At 46.2% G+C, this 15911-nt stretch carries 12 protein-coding genes and 1 other RNA gene; 8 read left to right on the forward strand and 5 right to left on the reverse strand.

Going from position 1 to position 15911, the window contains the following annotated elements; genetic code table 11:
• The coding region (gene ptsP / locus Q0L39_RS06845; RefSeq protein ID WP_296627810.1) for a phosphoenolpyruvate--protein phosphotransferase at positions 1-1611 on the forward strand (1611 nt) is incomplete at its 5' end.
• A gap of 121 nt (positions 1612-1732) precedes the next feature.
• Here ptsP (Q0L39_RS06845) and feoB read toward each other — a convergent pair.
• Both feoB and Q0L39_RS06855 read right to left on the reverse strand, forming a co-directional pair.
• A complete protein-coding gene (gene feoB / locus Q0L39_RS06850; protein WP_296627812.1) occupies positions 1733-3745 on the reverse strand; it encodes a ferrous iron transport protein B in 2013 nt (670 codons plus the stop codon).
• Positions 3742-3972 (reverse strand): FeoA family protein, encoded by a 231-nt coding sequence (locus tag Q0L39_RS06855; RefSeq protein ID WP_296627813.1) that lies wholly within the window; start codon positions 3970-3972, stop codon positions 3742-3744. The genes feoB and Q0L39_RS06855 overlap by 4 nt, the downstream gene beginning before the upstream one ends.
• 325 nt (positions 3973-4297) lie before the next feature.
• Here Q0L39_RS06855 and ptsP (Q0L39_RS06860) point away from each other — a divergent pair, with 325 nt between their 5' ends.
• Together ptsP (Q0L39_RS06860) and Q0L39_RS06865 are read left to right on the forward strand one after the other, a co-directional pair.
• Positions 4298-5944: a phosphoenolpyruvate--protein phosphotransferase gene (gene ptsP / locus Q0L39_RS06860; protein WP_296627815.1), complete on the forward strand. Its 1647-nt coding sequence runs from the start codon at positions 4298-4300 to the stop codon at positions 5942-5944.
• Between the two features lie 63 nt (positions 5945-6007).
• On the forward strand, positions 6008-6991 hold the full coding sequence (locus tag Q0L39_RS06865) for a membrane dipeptidase (protein ID WP_296627817.1): 984 nt from the start codon (positions 6008-6010) through the stop codon (positions 6989-6991).
• 47 nt (positions 6992-7038) lie between these two features.
• Here Q0L39_RS06865 and Q0L39_RS06870 read toward each other — a convergent pair whose 3' ends face one another.
• Positions 7039-7989, reverse strand: coding sequence for a hypothetical protein (locus Q0L39_RS06870; protein WP_296627818.1), 951 nt, complete (start codon positions 7987-7989; stop codon positions 7039-7041).
• A gap of 716 nt (positions 7990-8705) precedes the next feature.
• On the opposite strand from Q0L39_RS06870, the gene smpB reads away from it, so the two are divergent.
• The 3 genes from smpB to Q0L39_RS06885 all read left to right on the forward strand — a co-directional run bounded on the left by smpB (position 8706) and on the right by Q0L39_RS06885 (position 10959).
• Positions 8706-9170: an SsrA-binding protein SmpB gene (gene smpB / locus Q0L39_RS06875; protein ID WP_296627820.1), complete on the forward strand. Its 465-nt coding sequence runs from the start codon at positions 8706-8708 to the stop codon at positions 9168-9170.
• Positions 9171-9182: 12 nt separating this feature from the next.
• Positions 9183-9570: a transfer-messenger RNA gene (gene ssrA / locus Q0L39_RS06880) on the forward strand.
• 246 nt (positions 9571-9816) lie between these two features.
• A complete protein-coding gene (locus Q0L39_RS06885) occupies positions 9817-10959 on the forward strand; it encodes a site-specific integrase (protein WP_296627822.1) in 1143 nt (380 codons plus the stop codon).
• A gap of 439 nt (positions 10960-11398) precedes the next feature.
• Here the strand turns inward: Q0L39_RS06885 and Q0L39_RS06890 are convergent, their stop codons facing one another.
• The gene (locus tag Q0L39_RS06890; RefSeq protein WP_296627823.1) at positions 11399-13390 is read right to left on the reverse strand and encodes a helix-turn-helix transcriptional regulator; all 1992 of its coding nucleotides are present in this window, start codon (positions 13388-13390) and stop codon (positions 11399-11401) included.
• Between the two features lie 297 nt (positions 13391-13687).
• Here Q0L39_RS06890 and Q0L39_RS06895 point away from each other — a divergent pair, with 297 nt between their 5' ends.
• Complete coding sequence (locus Q0L39_RS06895; protein WP_022131732.1) at positions 13688-13885, forward strand: helix-turn-helix domain-containing protein; 198 nt, start codon at positions 13688-13690, stop codon at positions 13883-13885.
• A 125-nt stretch (positions 13886-14010) separates the two neighbouring features.
• On the opposite strand, the gene Q0L39_RS06900 is transcribed toward Q0L39_RS06895, so the two are convergent.
• Positions 14011-14922, reverse strand: a complete 912-nt coding sequence (locus Q0L39_RS06900; protein WP_296627826.1) for a hypothetical protein — start codon at positions 14920-14922, stop codon at positions 14011-14013.
• Positions 14923-15400: 478 nt separating this feature from the next.
• Between Q0L39_RS06900 and Q0L39_RS06905 the strand changes: the two genes are divergently transcribed.
• Positions 15401-15911 (forward strand): AlwI family type II restriction endonuclease (locus Q0L39_RS06905; protein ID WP_296627827.1); only part of this gene is annotated, 511 nt, incomplete at its 3' end.

A 15911-nucleotide genomic window follows, 5' to 3' on the forward strand; every position in this document is an offset into this window, starting at 1 on the left:
AAAGAGCAGGAACAGGCCCGCCTGAAGGCGGCAGTGGACACCTTCTGCGAGCGCACCCAGAAGATGGCGGACGACGTCCGCGAGCGGGTCGGCCAGAAGGAGTCGGAGATTCTCACAGGTCAGATCATGATGATCAGCGACCCGTTTATGGTTAGCCAGATGGAGGACATCATCGCAGCAGGAAGCTGTGCAGAGTCCGCGCTGGATACCGTCTGCAAGACCTTCATCGAGATGTTTTCCAACGTCGACGATGAACTGATGCGTCAGCGTGCAACCGATATCCGCGACATCCGCACCCGTATGCTGCGTCTGCTGCTGGGAATTGAAAGCGTGGATATTGCAGCAGTTCCAAAGGGAACCGTCCTTGCAGCACGCGACCTCACTCCGTCGATGACCGTTGGACTGAAAAAGGAAAATATCAGCGCCATCATCACCGAGATCGGCGGTAAGACCAGCCACTCGGCAATTTTGGCACGCGCACTGGAGATCCCTGCGGTGCTGGGTATTTCCGATGTAATGAACAAGATCGAGGATGGACAGACTGCCATCGTCGACGGCGGCAAAGGGGAAGTCATCTGCTCGCCGGATGCGGATACCCTGTACAGCTACACCAAGCTGCAGGAGGAACAGCTGCGCGAAAAGGCGATGCTGTCGGTCTACCGAGACAAGGAAACCCTGGATGCGGATGGACACCACTATGATCTGTACTCGAACATCGGCAGCGTCATGGAGGCACAGAGTGCACTGGATAACGGCGCCGAGGGCATCGGACTGTTCCGCACCGAGTTTTTGTTCATGGACCGTCCGGCGATGCCGACCGAAGAGGAACAGATGGAAGCCTACCGCAGTGTTTCCCACATCATGAAGGGCAAAGAGGTCATCATCCGCACCCTGGATGTCGGCGGTGATAAGGAAATTTCCTACCTCAAGATGGAGCACGAGCAGAACCCGTTCCTGGGATGGCGTGCAATCCGCTATTGTCTGGAGGAAACCGAACTGTATAAGGTTCAGCTTCGTGCTCTGCTGCGTGCAGGCGCTGAGCTGCACAACATCAAGATCATGCTGCCGCTGGTCACCGGCATTCAGGAACTGCGCGCAGCCAAGGCGCTGATCGAGGAGTGCAAACAGGAGCTGAAGGCAGAGGGTCTGGCTTACGATGAAAACATCGCGGTCGGCGTGATGATCGAAACACCGGCTGCTGCACTGATTGCTGACCTGCTGGCCAAAGAGGCGGCCTTCTTCAGCATCGGAACCAACGACCTGACTCAGTACACCATGGCGGTAGACCGCGGCAATGCCAAGGTTGAAAAGCTGTACACCACGCTGCATCCGGCAGTACTGCGCAGCATCCGCATGGTCATCAAAGCAGCCAAGGAAGCGCACATTCCGGTCGGCATGTGCGGAGAATCCGCGGCAGATCCTGCCCTCATTCCGTTGCTGCTGAGCTTTGGCCTGGATGAATTCAGCGTCAGCTCCTCGTCGATCCTGCACACCAGAAAGATCATCTCTGAATGGTCTCAGGCACAGGTAAACGAAGTGGAGCAGCAGGCAATGCAGCTGGATACACCGGATGCTGTGGAAGAATACCTGCACAGCATCAGCAAACAATAACCGATTTCTCCACCACCTTAATATAAACCAAACAAGGACGCCCTTTTCCATGGTGGAAAAGGGCGTCCTTGTTGCCAAAAAAAGAAGAGCACCGTTTAACGGTGCTCTTTGTTTTTTGTTATTACAGGATAAGCGAACCAACCTGATAAAAGACCATTGCCACGATATAGGCAACCAGCGTCTGATAGCCGGCGGTCAGCAGCGCTTCCTTCATCGAACCAAGCTCGCGTTTGGAAGCGGCAAAGGCAGCGACACATGGCATATACAGGATGGTAAAGGTCAGAAAGCTGAAGGCGCTCAGCGGAGAGAACATCTGCGGCAGCAGAACACCCAGCTCTGCGTCGTTGGCTGCACCGGTCAGGATGGTCAGTGTGCTGACAACAGATTCCTTGGCGGTGAATCCGGTGATGAGTGCGGTGGATGCGCGCCAGTCGTTGAAGCCCAGTGGAGTGAAGATCGGTGCGATGATCGAACCGATCGAAGCCAGGATGCTGTTGGCGCTGTCAGCGACCATGTTGAGTCTCCAGTCGAAGCTCTGCAAAAACCAGATGACGATCGAAGCGATAAAGATGATGGTAAAGGCCTTGTGCAGAAAGTCCTTGGCTTTTTCCCACATGTGAAGCAGGACGCTCTTGGCATCCGGCAGACGGTAGGCAGGAAGCTCCATGACAAACGGCACCGAGCTGCCCTGGAAGATGGTTTTTTTCAGCAGCAGACCGCTCAGGATAGCGACGATGATGCCGGTGACATACAGCGAGGTCATTACCAACGCTCCGTGGTTAGGGAAGAAGGCTGCGGTAATCATGCCGTAGATAGGAAGCTTTGCGCTGCACGACATGAACGGAGTGAGCACGATGGTCATTTTGCGGTCGCGGTCGCTCGAGAGGGTGCGGGTTGCCATGATGGCAGGAACACTGCATCCAAAGCCGATGAGCATTGGAACAAAGGAGCGTCCGGACAGACCAATTTTGCGCAGAAGTTTGTCCATGACAAAGGCAACTCTTGCCATGTAGCCGCTGTCCTCCAGCAGAGAGAGGAAGAAGAACAGCAGAACGATGATTGGAAGGAAGGACAGAACGCTGCCGACACCGGCGCAGACGCCGTTGATAATCAGTGAGGTCAGCCACGGCGTTACCTCGGCGACGGTGAGCACCCGTTCCAGTCCGGCGGTAAAGCTGTCAATCCATGCACTGAGCAGATCCTGCAGCGGCGCACCGATGACCGAGAAGGTCAGCCAGAAGATGATGACCATAATCAACAGGAAGATCGGGATGCCCAGATATTTGTGGGTGAGCAGCCGGTCGATCTTTTCCGAGCGCAGCTGTTCGCGGGTTTCCTGATGTTTGACCACACACTGTGCGCACAGGCCCTCGATGTAGGTATAGCGCATATCTGCCAGTGCGGCTTCGCGGTCGGTGCCAAGGTCCTCCTCCATCTGTTCGACGATGTGGTCGATGATGTGGATGTCGCTGGTGTCCAGCTTCAGCGCCTTGAACATCGGCTCGTCGCCCTCTACCAGCTTGGTAGCAGCGAAACGGGTAGGGAAGCCGGCTGCGTCGGCGTGGTCTTCGATGATATGGGCGATGGAGTGAATGGCGCGGTGGACTTCTCCCTGACAGAAGTCCAGCTTCTGGGTCGGCTTCTTTTCCTTGACCGTCTTGATGACGACGTCCAGCAGGTCAGAGATGCCTTCGCCCTTGGCAGCAGAGATAGGAATGACCGGAATGCCCAGCGCATCGGACAGCTTTTTGACATGGATGCTGTTGCCGCTGGCACGGACCTCATCCATCATGTTGAGTGCCAAAATCATCGGGATGTTCAGCTCCATCAGCTGCAAAGTCAGATAGAGGTTGCGCTCCAGATTGGTGGCGTCCACAATGTTGATGATGGCGTCCGGATGCTCCTGCACCAGAAAGTCACGGGTGACGACCTCCTCCGAGGTGTACGGAGATAGCGAATAGATGCCAGGCAGATCCACCAGCACAGCATCTTTGTAGTGCTTGATTGGACCTTCCTTTTTTTCAACCGTGACGCCAGGGAAGTTGCCGACGTGCTGATTGCTGCCGGTCAGCGCATTGAACAGCGTTGTTTTGCCGCAGTTCTGATTGCCTGCCAGCGCGAGAAGATAGCTCATTGTACGACCTCCTCAATCTCGATTTTAGCTGCATCCTCTGCTCGGATGGTCAGCACATAGCCGCGCAGGAACAGCTCGATGGGATCGCCCATCGGCGCTACCTTGCGCACCAGAACCTTTGTTTTTGGGGTCAGTCCCATGTCCAGCAGACGTCTGCGCAGAGCGCCCTGTCCGCCGACCACAGTGATGGTGCCGCCCTGACCTGGTTTGAGATGATCCAGTGTCATAATTTTCCTTCCTTTCCATTGCTCGAAACTGCTTTCGCTCTATATCAGTATGAAATAGCCTTATAAGTTAGCCTCAGCTTACATTTTACTCGCAGAGTAAATAGTTGTCAATAGCTAACAGGTGAAAGATGTTTTTTCGGAAGTTTACATATAAAATAGCATTTTCATCAGGGAAAAACTGGGAAAACAGATGATAAACCACAAAAAACGACAAAGATTTTATCTGAATTCAATAAAATAATGAAAATACTCTTGCGGATTTTTGGGAAAAGTGGTCTAATAAAAACAATATTGAAAAGCACTGCCAGAAAGGAGGTCAGGACAGATGCTGGTATTAAAGGGTACAGGTATTTTCAAAGACATCGTGGTTGGAAGGTTGATGTTTTATGAGCGTCAGCTGGTGCGCATCGACAGAGAAAAGGTCGAGGACATCCAGCGGGAGATGATGCGCTATCATAAGGCGCAGGAACAGGCGGTCAGCCAGGTGCATCTGCTGCATCAGCTGGCACTGCGGGAGGTCTCGCAGGAGAACGCCGCCATTTTTCAGGCGCACCACATGATATTGGAGGATATGGATTTTAACGGTTATGTGTTGGATGTGATCAAAAACCAGAGCGTCAATGCAGAGTATGCTGTTCAACAGGCCTCCGACACCTTTTATGAGATGTTTTCCAGCATTAAGAACCCCTATCTCAAGCAGCGTGCGGCAGATATTCGGGACATTTCCCAGCGTTTGCTGACCATTCTGACCTGCGGTAAGGTGGAGAGTTTTGAACCAAGCGAGCCGTCGATTCTGGCGGCGGATGAGCTGGTTCCGAGCGAATCACTCCAGATTCCCCGTGATAAGGTGCTTGCCATCATCACCAAGTTTGGCTCGGAAAATTCGCACAGCGCCATCATCATCAAGGACAGGAATATTCCTTCGGCGTTTGGAATCCAAAAGCTCAGCCGCGAGTATCAGGGACATCTGGCTGCGCTGGACAGCTATACCGGCACCCTGTATGTCGATCCTGACGAGGATACCCTGCATCGCCTGCAGGAGAAAAAGCAGCGCGAAGAGGAAAAACGGCTGGGAATGTCCTATCTCATCGGCAAGCCCAACCGAACCATCGATGGACGGGAGATCAAGCTCTATGCCAGCATCGTCGAACCGCTGGATATCGAACAGGTGCTGCGCAGCGATGCAGGTGGTCTGGGTTTGATGCGCAGCGAGTTTTTGTACCTCAAGCGGGATGATCTCCCCAGCGAGGAGGAGCAGGTCAGCGCCTATCGTGAGCTGATCCGCCCGATGAACGGCAAACCGACCATTATACGAACGCTGGACTTCGGCGCCAAAAAGATGATCGACCTGAGCAGACGTCAGCCGGAGGTCAATCCGGCGCTGGGATTCCGCTCCATCCGCATCTGTCTGGCGATGCCGCAGATGTTCCAGACCCAGCTGCGCGCCATCTATCGCGCTTCCCACTATGGACCGGTCAGCATCCTGTTCCCGATGGTGGACAGCGTCGAACAGCTGCAGCAGATTTTGGAACATGTCCGCACTGCACGGGAAGAGCTGACCAGAAGGAACATCCCGTTTGATCCCAATGTCCGCATCGGCGTCGTGGTGGAAACACCGGCCTCGGTCATTTTGAGCAGCGACCTTGCACAGTATGTGGATTTCTTCAACATTGATACCAACGACCTGATTCAGTACACCTTAGCTGTCGACCGCCAGAATCCAACGGTCAACAGCTACTATAACACCCGCCATCCCGCAGTGATGCGGATGATCGAGATGGTCACCCGTTCTGCCCATGAGGCAGGGATTCAGGTAGCGGTCAGCGGAGATATGGCTGACGACAGCCGGCTGACCGAGTGGTTTATCCGCATCGGTGTGGATATCCTGAGCGTTTCGGCGGCAAGTATCCTGCCGTTAAGACAGACGGTGCGTGATTTGGATTTAAGCGATGATACCGAAACGGGACATTAGATCAATATGCAGTCAGATACAATGATACAATATAGAATAAAATGAATTGGGAGGTAATACAGCATGAAATTGATTGACATGCACTGCGATACCCTGCTGGGTACCGCCTATGGAGAACAGGTGGATTTGTACGAAAACCAGAAGATGGTCGATTTCAAGCGTCTGCGTTCGGCGGGATTTTCCGGACAGTTTTTTGCCATGTGCCTGATGCCGGAAAAGAGCTTTGCAAACAGAGGCATGACCAAACCGGACGACATGACCTTTATGAAGGAACTGTCCGATTGCCTGTACCGCAACATCGAGGCACACAGCGACATCGCTGCCTTTGCAGGCAACCGTGAGGATTTGATCCGCAACGAAAAGGAAGGCAAGCTGTCCTGCTTCCTCACTGCGGAGGATGGCAACGGCATCGGCGGCACGCTGGAAGGCTTGGAAAAGATGTATGAAATGGGCATCCGCCTGATCTCAGTCACCTGGAATATGGAGAACTGCCTGGGCTATCCAAACTCCTTTGAACCGGAGAAGATGGCGCTGCCGCTCAAACCGTTTGGCATGGAGATGATCGACGCAATGAACCGTATGGGAATCATCGTCGATGTTTCCCATCTGTCGGACGGCGGCTTCTGGGATGTTGTCCGCATCTGCAAGGAAAACCACAAACCGTTTGTTGCTTCCCACTCCAACTGCCGTGCCCTGACACCACACTCGCGCAATCTGACCGATGAGATGATCCGTGCGCTGGCGGAGGCCGGCGGTGCGATTGGACTCAACTATGCACCGGCATTTTTGGGCGCAGATATTCACGAAACCAACAGCCGCATCGACGACATGGTCCGCCACATGAAACATCTGCGCAATGTCGGCGGCATCGAGTGCATGGCGCTGGGCGGCGACCTGGACGGCATCCGCGGCAATCTGGAAATTGATTCCATCGACAAGACACTGCTGCTGCTCGACCGCCTGCACAAGGAAGGATTCAGCGAAAGCGATCTGGACAAGATTTCCTACGACAACATGTTCCGTGTCATCGGCGATACCATGAAATAATGGTTTACAGTAAAAAAAGAGGACCTGAAAAGGTCCTCTTTTTTGTCCTATTCGTTTCCTTTTGGCACGCCAGGCAGGTTGATGCGGTAAACCTTGGACGGACGTCCGCGGGAGATGGTGCTTTTGTTGAAGGTTGTTTCAGCATAGCCGCCTTCTACCAGGCTGTTGAGTACACGGTTTGCATTGACGACGGTCACATCCAGTTTGGAGGCAAGTTCCCGCGAGGTGATGATGTTGGTCTGCATAATTTGCAGCACCGAGCACAGCTTTTGAATGGTGATCGGGGAGAGTCCGCAGCGATGCGCTGCCTCCTGCTGTTCAGGGGAAGGGTCTCCAGGCAATGTCAGAATGTGCTGGGAGTCCAGCGGACCGATGCGTTCGCCGCTCTCGGTGATGATGTAGCTGGAACCGCCACTGCGCGCTTCGTGTCCGGCGTCCTGTGCATTTTCCATCGCCTCAGAGACGCTGTTGCCAATGCCGTAGCCGATGCAGATGCCGGTGTCCAGATGTTCGCACAGGTAATGGCGCAGACGGCAGGCGGAAAATCCGTTGGTAATGCGGCGCACCGTGTTGAGATTGGTGTAGATATCAAACCCGTGCGGTGATTTTTGCAGCAGAAAGTCGGTCACATTTTCACGGTTAAAGTCCATCAGACATTTGTGCAGATGTTTCATCTGAGAGTCAGCCGAGCCGGATGCAGATACCGAGATGACCGCAGAGAGCGAATCTTTGGTTCTGCGCAGCATAATTTTGTGAACCAGGAAGTCCAGTGCCTGTTGAATTTGGTGCGGCATGGGGTAGATCAACTGGTATGGTATGCTGCTTTGCTCCAGGAGCTGTGCAGTTCCACCGCTGGAACAGATGACAAGGTCGATCCGTTTATTGTTCCACAACTTTTGGACAATGTGGACAAACTCGTCTTCAATCTGGCACAGCTGTTCCAAACTCATCTGTTCATAAGGAACTGCCGGTGGATCAATCTGGTATAATTGCTCCATAAAATCCACCTGTTCTTCCGGCCTGCAGGTGGTGTAAAATGCCTCAGCTGTGATACGAGATAAGTCGCTGCTGCGATTTTTTATCAGCATCTCAAATAAAACAGGGGAAAGGTCGGTGAGGTCCTCGGTGATAAATACAACAGGCTTTGAAAATTTGGGGCATCCCTTTTTAAACACTCGATTGGCAGAGAGGTAAGGAATGACAAATCCGTCATATTCGCTTTCCAGCTGCAAACAGAGCTTTGGAAGCTCTTGAAGATGGTGATAGCTTAGAAAAGATACAGCACAATTTTTGGTATCAAGCAAAGATTGTTTAAAAATAGGAAGCGAAAATTCCGGCAACAAAAATGCCACTTGAATTCGCGAAAGCATAAAAAAATCCCTCCATAGTTTCAAATTATATCATAAAAGCAAAGTTTGGACAATTTTTTTTAGGAGTTTTAACAATGGAGAAATACATTTGTATCTTTTTGCAAGGAATATTTTATGTATATTTACTATATAAATTGGAAAGTAACATGACATTTCGCATAGTAAAAAAATATAACGCGGATTGTCAGTTAAAAATATATTGTAATAATGTAAAATAAAATTTTGAAAAGTTTATATATATTAACAAAAATCTTTTAATGATTTCTGACAGGAACACTTGCATTTTTGTAAGAGGTAGGATATAATAAAAACGTCTTTAGCATATTTTGAGGGAGGTGCAAACAGTGCGGCAGCCAGGAACAAAGACCATCGCAGTCAATCGAAAAGCAAGACATGACTATTTTGTGCAGGAGACCTACGAGGCCGGCATCGAACTGTTTGGCACCGAGGTCAAATCTTTGCGCCAGGGACAGGTCAACCTCAAGGACAGCTGGTGTGACATTCAAAACGGGGAACTGTTTATCAAGCAGATGCATATTTCCCCCTATGAAAAGGGCAACATCTTTAACAAGGACCCGATTCGTCCGCGCAAGCTGCTGATGCACAAGCGTGAAATTCTCAAGCTGTATGGAATGCTCAAGCAGGAAGGTTTGACACTGGTTCCGCTTTCCCTGTACTTTAAAAATTCCAGAGTCAAGGTGGAATTGGGACTGTGCAAAGGTAAAAAGCTGTATGACAAACGCGATGACATTGCAAAACGCGATGCCAAGCGCACCATCGACCGCGCGATGAAGGAGCGGATTCGATAAACCAATCAACACGGGGGCGTACAGGCTTTCGACGGGGATTTTGAAGTAGATTAAGCGAGCAGAGGCGGACACCTCTATAAAAGTCCATGTTTATTAAATATAAACGCTAAAAATAACGTTACAACCGTAAATTTCAATAACGAAATGGCGGTTGCTGCTTAATTAAAAGCAGCTGTCCGGCTGGGGAGGACCACGGCTTTAGTTCGGGCATTATGAAGTGGTGAACGTCAGGCAGGAGCGTCTCGTACTGCCGATGAATCAGAGTCTACCGACACAGCACGCCAGTTTGCCGGTGTTCTGTGAAGGGAAACTGCCGTAAGGCGAAAACGGTAAACTGCGCTCGGAGAAAGATGTATGGATAGGTTTTCGGACAGGGGTTCAATTCCCCTCGCCTCCACCAATTTCAGGACTATATCTTGTAGATGTAGTCCTATTTTTATGTCATTATATACTATATATAGTATATTAAGAAACGTACCCATACAACAGGTAGACATACAAGGTAGACAAAACAGGAAGAATGTGGTATCCTGATAATGGAAGGTAGACAAGGGGTAGACAAAACAGAAAAAAGAAGTGATTGAGTTATGGGAAAATTATCTTCCTATTTATACATAATATAAACCGAGAGTGGGGAGGGTGCGGCATGGCAAGAAAGGCACTGAAGAACGAAAAGAACATCTCCTACGATGATGAGAAGAAAAAGTATTATGTCTGCTTTGACTATGGAAAAGATGAGTCAGGAAAACGGAAGAAACAATATAAGACTTTTTCTACAAAGGAAGAAGCAATCAGGGCAAGGAACCAGTTTCAGAATGATAATATTAACGGTACGGTTATTCAACCATCGAAAATGACAGTTCAGGACTATCTGAGTCAGTATATTGAGAATATCCGTCCCAGCAGTGAAAAGACCACCATCTATGGCTATGAGCAAATCCTTAAAAATCATATCTATCCGGCTTTAGGAAAGTACCCGCTGCAGGAACTGAAACCGATGCAGATTCAGGCGTATTATACAGATAAGACAAACGAAGGGAAGCTCAGCCAGAACACCCTGAGAAAACACCATGACCTGCTCAAGGCAGCATTTAAGATGGCAGTGCAGCAGGAAATGATGGTACGGAATCCCTGCGACCATGTGAAGCCACCGAAGAACACCAAAGCAAAGATTCAATTTTATAGCGTTGAGCAGTTGAAAACATTGCTGGAAAAGGTGAGAGGGGATCGGCTGGAACTCATTGTTGTGTTGGCTGCATTTCTGGGGCTGCGTCGTGAGGAAATCTGCGGCTTGCAGTGGAAGAACGTAGACTTTGAGAAAAGTACATTGACCATCGATCAGGCGATCACCATGGCTGGCAGTCAGCGGATCGAAAAGACTACCAAGTCCTTTTCTTCCATTCGTGAGCTGTATATCCCAGAAAGCGTTATGGAATGCTTGAAGAGGGAAAAGGAACGGCAGGAGAAGCTCAGGGAACTGGCAGGTATTGAACCGGAGGATGATCTGGTTGTGGTGATGGCTGATGGAAGAAAGTATCGACCAAACTATATCTCCGAACTGTTTACCAAGTTTATCGAAGATAATGATCTGCCAAAGATCACTCTGCATGGACTTCGTCATACCTTTGCGACGATCGCCAATTCCTTGGGTGGACAGCTGTATGATATCAGCAAAGCGATGGGTCACAGCAATACATCAGTTACCTCTGGTGTCTACACTCATCTTCTTGATCCGAACCATAAAGAGCTGATTGAGGAAATGGACAAGGCCATTCGTGAGAAGAAGTAATCTAATATATTAGCGTTTAAAATCCCCTTGGTGTAGAAGAAGCTTTACCAAGGGGATTTTTATTGATTAGAATAAAGAATACAATGTATAAGAAGTGACATAGAAAAATTTAAAAAATATAAAGGGATCAAAAGCAGTAAAAATATTCTTTTTTCAAAACTATTTTAAAAAATACAACAAAATGGCAAAATTTTTGGAATTTTTATATGCCAAACTCCAGTAAAAAACATATTATATATATCTAACAAAGAAAGGAGAATCAAAATTTAGTGAGTGATGAATGAGTAGAAGAAGATAGAGAATATATTCAACTTGATGAGAATATAATAGAATAAAATAAAATATAAGTTAAGAATGAAACATATTCTATTGTGTTCTATATTTGCTAAAAAGTTTTACGTTTGAAGTATAACAGATAAAATTTTAGGATCTACCGATTTTAATCTTGGATAGGATTCTCATCGATATTTAGATATTGATTAAGAAGGTTTTGGATTTTTTTAGAATGTTTATAGGAGGCTGTAATTGCCATGATAAGATCATTCATCAGCAATTCTCTTTTTTGACTCATTTCCTCAGTATTATTTTTAGAATAGCATAACACTAAATCTTTAGGAATCTGGTAGGATCTCAGATATTTATCAAGAAAAGAAGAATGGATAAGGATTTCTGCAATATTTTTTGCAAAAAGATCAATCGGTAGGTTATTATCAGGTTCAGTTTTTTTCTCTTCAATTTTTATATTTGTTTTTTCTGTATGAGATCTTTCAACTGTAGGTTCAATATTTCCTTTATTGACATATAGTTGTTCGTAGAAAATATTATCATCATAAAACTTTTCAGGTAAGTAATGGGAAAGAGATGAAATATCGACAATAGATAACAAAAGATTTTCTAGGTTTTTTTGATTTTCTTGATTAATACCCAAAGAGAAGGAATGCAAACAATACTGCAAGTTAAAGATGAGATACGAATAGTTATTATCTAAAAATTCAAAAGAATCAAATTGAAATAATTGATCAGTACAAAAAAAGAGTGAATTTTTTATCGCTTCAATATTAGGAAAACAAGGGTTTTGGACAATCTTGTTTCTGATATCCAATATTTTTTGGATGGTTGGTTGAGTAGGAGAAGTAAACTTATAATAGCGATAAAAAGTAGAGCGAGGAACTTGAGATAAGTCAGATAGGTCCTTAACAGTCCATGGGCAAGAGCTATCAGGGTGATCTCCAATACCAAGTATTCCAAGGGATGTGGCTTCTTGTTCAAGTTTTTCATAGAATGCTGTTCCAGGGATAGTTTCATAAGAATAGTTATCATTGAGAGCTTCATAGAGAGGTTTTAAATCAAATTCAAAATGAGGAAGTAAAGAAGTGTATGGAAAATGATAATCTTTAAATAAAAGCTGTAAAACAGCTAAATAAACATAAGCGTTACAACAAGCAGGGAGGGAAGAGTTAAACATATAAAGTGGATAATTTGGAAAGCAGTTTTCATTGTTGTATACTCTAATAAAGCGGTCAATTAATTCTTTAGAGCTACCAAATCCATAAGTCCAGAACAGCGTTTCCAAAAGAGGAATAGAAGGAGATGAAACTCCACGTTCATAGTTTCTAATATTTTGAGGGGTAGTTTTTAAACTTGAAAGTATATATTCTAATCTTTCTTTTTTACTTTGAACTTCCCAAGTTTGCTTTTGATTAGAAAGCTCCTTAATTATCTTATCTAAATCTGCACAAAAAGACTCTATTTTCTGATAAACTTCATTGAAAGTATATTGTGTTATTTTTCTGAGATGAGAGAGAATGAGAGGAATATTGGGAGTATATGGTATATTGGATGAATCAGAAGATGAATTATCGACATTTTTAAAATGAGCCTGACGATATTGAAAATAAAAGATATTTGTCAGGAGGAATACTGCATCTTGTAGACATTTAATAGTGTTTCTTTGAAATTCATCTAAAGAAAGTTCATAATGGAATAGGGAAGAGAGTAATGTGTCTATGTCAATTTTATGAAGAGCAAAATAGGCAGGCAATGCATAATGATGATTATAGACATACTTATTATCTGACCAGTTACGGGTAGAGAAATAAAGAGAAACTACCCGTAAAAAGATACTTTCCGGAGTATATTTTGAATTGCATTCTTGGTCTAAATAAAAAATGTCTCGAAGCTTTCCATAGAAAGAAATAAAGAATTGTCTGTCATCAAGTATTTTGTAAAGAGAATCGTTAAACTCATCAGGGAACATTAATGTAATTCGTTTCATGATAGTAGGACATGGTTTTCCGTAATGCTCATAGTGGGAGAGTGTTTTTGTAGATATCCCTAAAGAGTCGGCAAGTTGCTTTTGAGTGAGGTGGTTTTGGCTTCGGATTGTTCTTAACTTTCTACTAAACTCCATACGGATTTTACTTAAAATCATATAAGAATACTCCTTTACGTTTCATAGCAGATAGAAAAAGATTTTGGTACTTTTAGTGTATCATAAAATAGAAGAAATGAAAGCCTTGTGAAGAGGAATTTCGAGAATAGCTTCTCATGTTTAGGAATGAAATATGAAAGGTACAATATCCAAGGTATTGTTCCAAAATCATGAGGAAAAAGCAAGATTTATATAAGGAAAAAATAGGAATTTTTATGTCCTGTTGATAGGTAGAAAGATTCCTTTCTTTCAATGATAAACAAATTTAACTTGTTGCAAAGAAAGAGAGGAATCATTATGACACGCAGATGCTATAAAGTAAAAGAAATTAAAGAGATGTTGGGAATCGGCAAAAACCAGACATACGAGCTGATTAAAAGCAAGAGATTTCCGGTACTGAAAATTGGTAAGGATTATCTCATCCCGATGGAAGGCTTTGACCGCTGGCTGCGGGAAGGGGATATGGGAGAACTTGCAGAACTTGTACAGATGTAATATAGATGAGGGTAAAAAAAGGAGTTCCCGGGGGAACTCCTTTTTGTTTTATTTACACCATCGATAAAAGGACAAGAAAAAGGCTCCCCGAAGGGAGCCCTTTTTGCAGCTACTAACTACAATTATTAATAAACACCACGTGTACAAGCTGCAGCATCTTTATAAGTAGCACTACCTACTGATTTTTGGATCTCAGAGGATCGAGTTGTCTTATATCCATACAAACTGATATACCATCTAGTTGCTTTACCTAAATCATTATAGTATCTCCAGCAACCAGTTTCAGAATCCCACTTATATTCACCTGCATCAGTGCCATACTTGCCTGGATTTGGCCAATCGGCAGGTGGATTTTTCATACCAATGAATGGGCTGATAGGCTCGACTGTTGCAAATGGATTTGGTACAGGTGTACTACCGTGATAACCTGCGCCACCAGAACCTACTATGCTAGCAACCTGAGGATCCGACATGTTAATAGTATCAACTAAACCTGATGTAATAATGTCGTTACTTGGGTTACCGTAGGAGTTTACAGCATAGCCGCTGGAGTTTGCAGTATCTGCGGCTGGTGTAGCCGCCTCGACTGCACCATCCCCCGAAGTTGTAGTTTCTGCCTGGGCAGTAACAGTTTCCTTTTCTGCCTTTGCCGCTTCCTCAGCGGCTTTCTTCTCAGCCTCAGCTTTAGCAGCGACTTCCTCGGCAGCTTTCTTTTCAGCAGCAGCCTTAGCAGCAGCTTCTTCGGCAGCTTTCTTTTCAGCTTCTGCCTTAGCAGCAGCTTCCTCGGCAGCTTTCTTTTCTGCTTCGGCTTTGGCTGCGGCTTCTGCTTCAGCTTTCGCTTTTGCCTCGGCTTCTGCTTTCAGCTCTTCCTCGGTCGATTCTCCAATGGTTGGTTCTTCGGTGGTTTCTTCTGTTTCTTCAACCTGTTCTACAGGCTGGGTGCTGGCTTCTTTAGCTTCTGCCTGTTTGCATCCGCCCATTGCCAACAGCATTGCTAACGTCAGTGCAGTCATGCATAAAATTCTTCTGTTTTTCATCTTGTTCTCTCCTTTGTAAACACACGCTCTGCACCTATTCTAACCTACGAAAAGACACGTGTCAAATGCTTTCGTCTAAAGAATCGACAAAAGTGAGAAATCTCTTTCAGAATGACCAAAGGCTTCCATCATGGAAGCCTTATTTTTTTGTGATTCTTTTGGAAAAATTGTGCCATGCTTTCAGAAGATTCCTCCTTACTTAAAGTAGAGATAGGAAAATCAAAAGTAAGATTCCATCTCAAATAAAAATATTATTAAGGAGGAATAAAGCATGGATACTTTGCTTTTGAAGAGATGTTGGATTTTGGTGAGCAGTATGAAGAATATGGATTGTGTGGTAGATATGCTGGAGTGCCTCTGTTCTGTGGATGGAGCAGAATGGAATCAGGAAACAAGGGGCAGATATTTTCGGAACCTTGTTCAAAGACGTGTGACAGCTCCGGAGCTTAACCATCTTTCCGAAGAACAGAGAAATCTTTTGAAAAGCGGTAATGCGACAGAGGAGCAAATCAAGGAACTGGTAGACAGTATTTATCCAGACGGCAGATATCCGGTGCACGCTTATATGCAGCCTTTGCTTAAACTGGGACTGGTGAAGATCGATTTTGAAGATCACAAGAAGCTGATGATCACCGAACGGGGCCATCAGCTGCTGGAAGGTAAAATCAGCGATGAAGAGATGATGATTCAGGCATTGACCGACTGGAAGTATCCTCGGACGAGAGAAGATGTCTATGATCCGGAGTGGAAGGGATACAACATCCGTCCTCTGATGGCTACCATTGCTGTGATCGAACGGGTGAATCAGGCAGATGAACGAAACGGAATGAAGCCAAACGGAATTACCCTTGACGAGTTCATGGTCTACCTGATGACGATGTACAGCTGCGGTCAGCTCAATGACAGAGTCCGCACTCTGGAATGGCTGCATTATAAAGAAAAATGGATTGGAAAATCAGCACACGACCAGAAAATGCAGGAGGACAGCG

Origin of the sequence: uncultured Negativibacillus sp., assembly GCF_944388365.1 — a bacterium.
Classification (GTDB): domain Bacteria; phylum Bacillota; class Clostridia; order Oscillospirales; family Ruminococcaceae; genus Negativibacillus.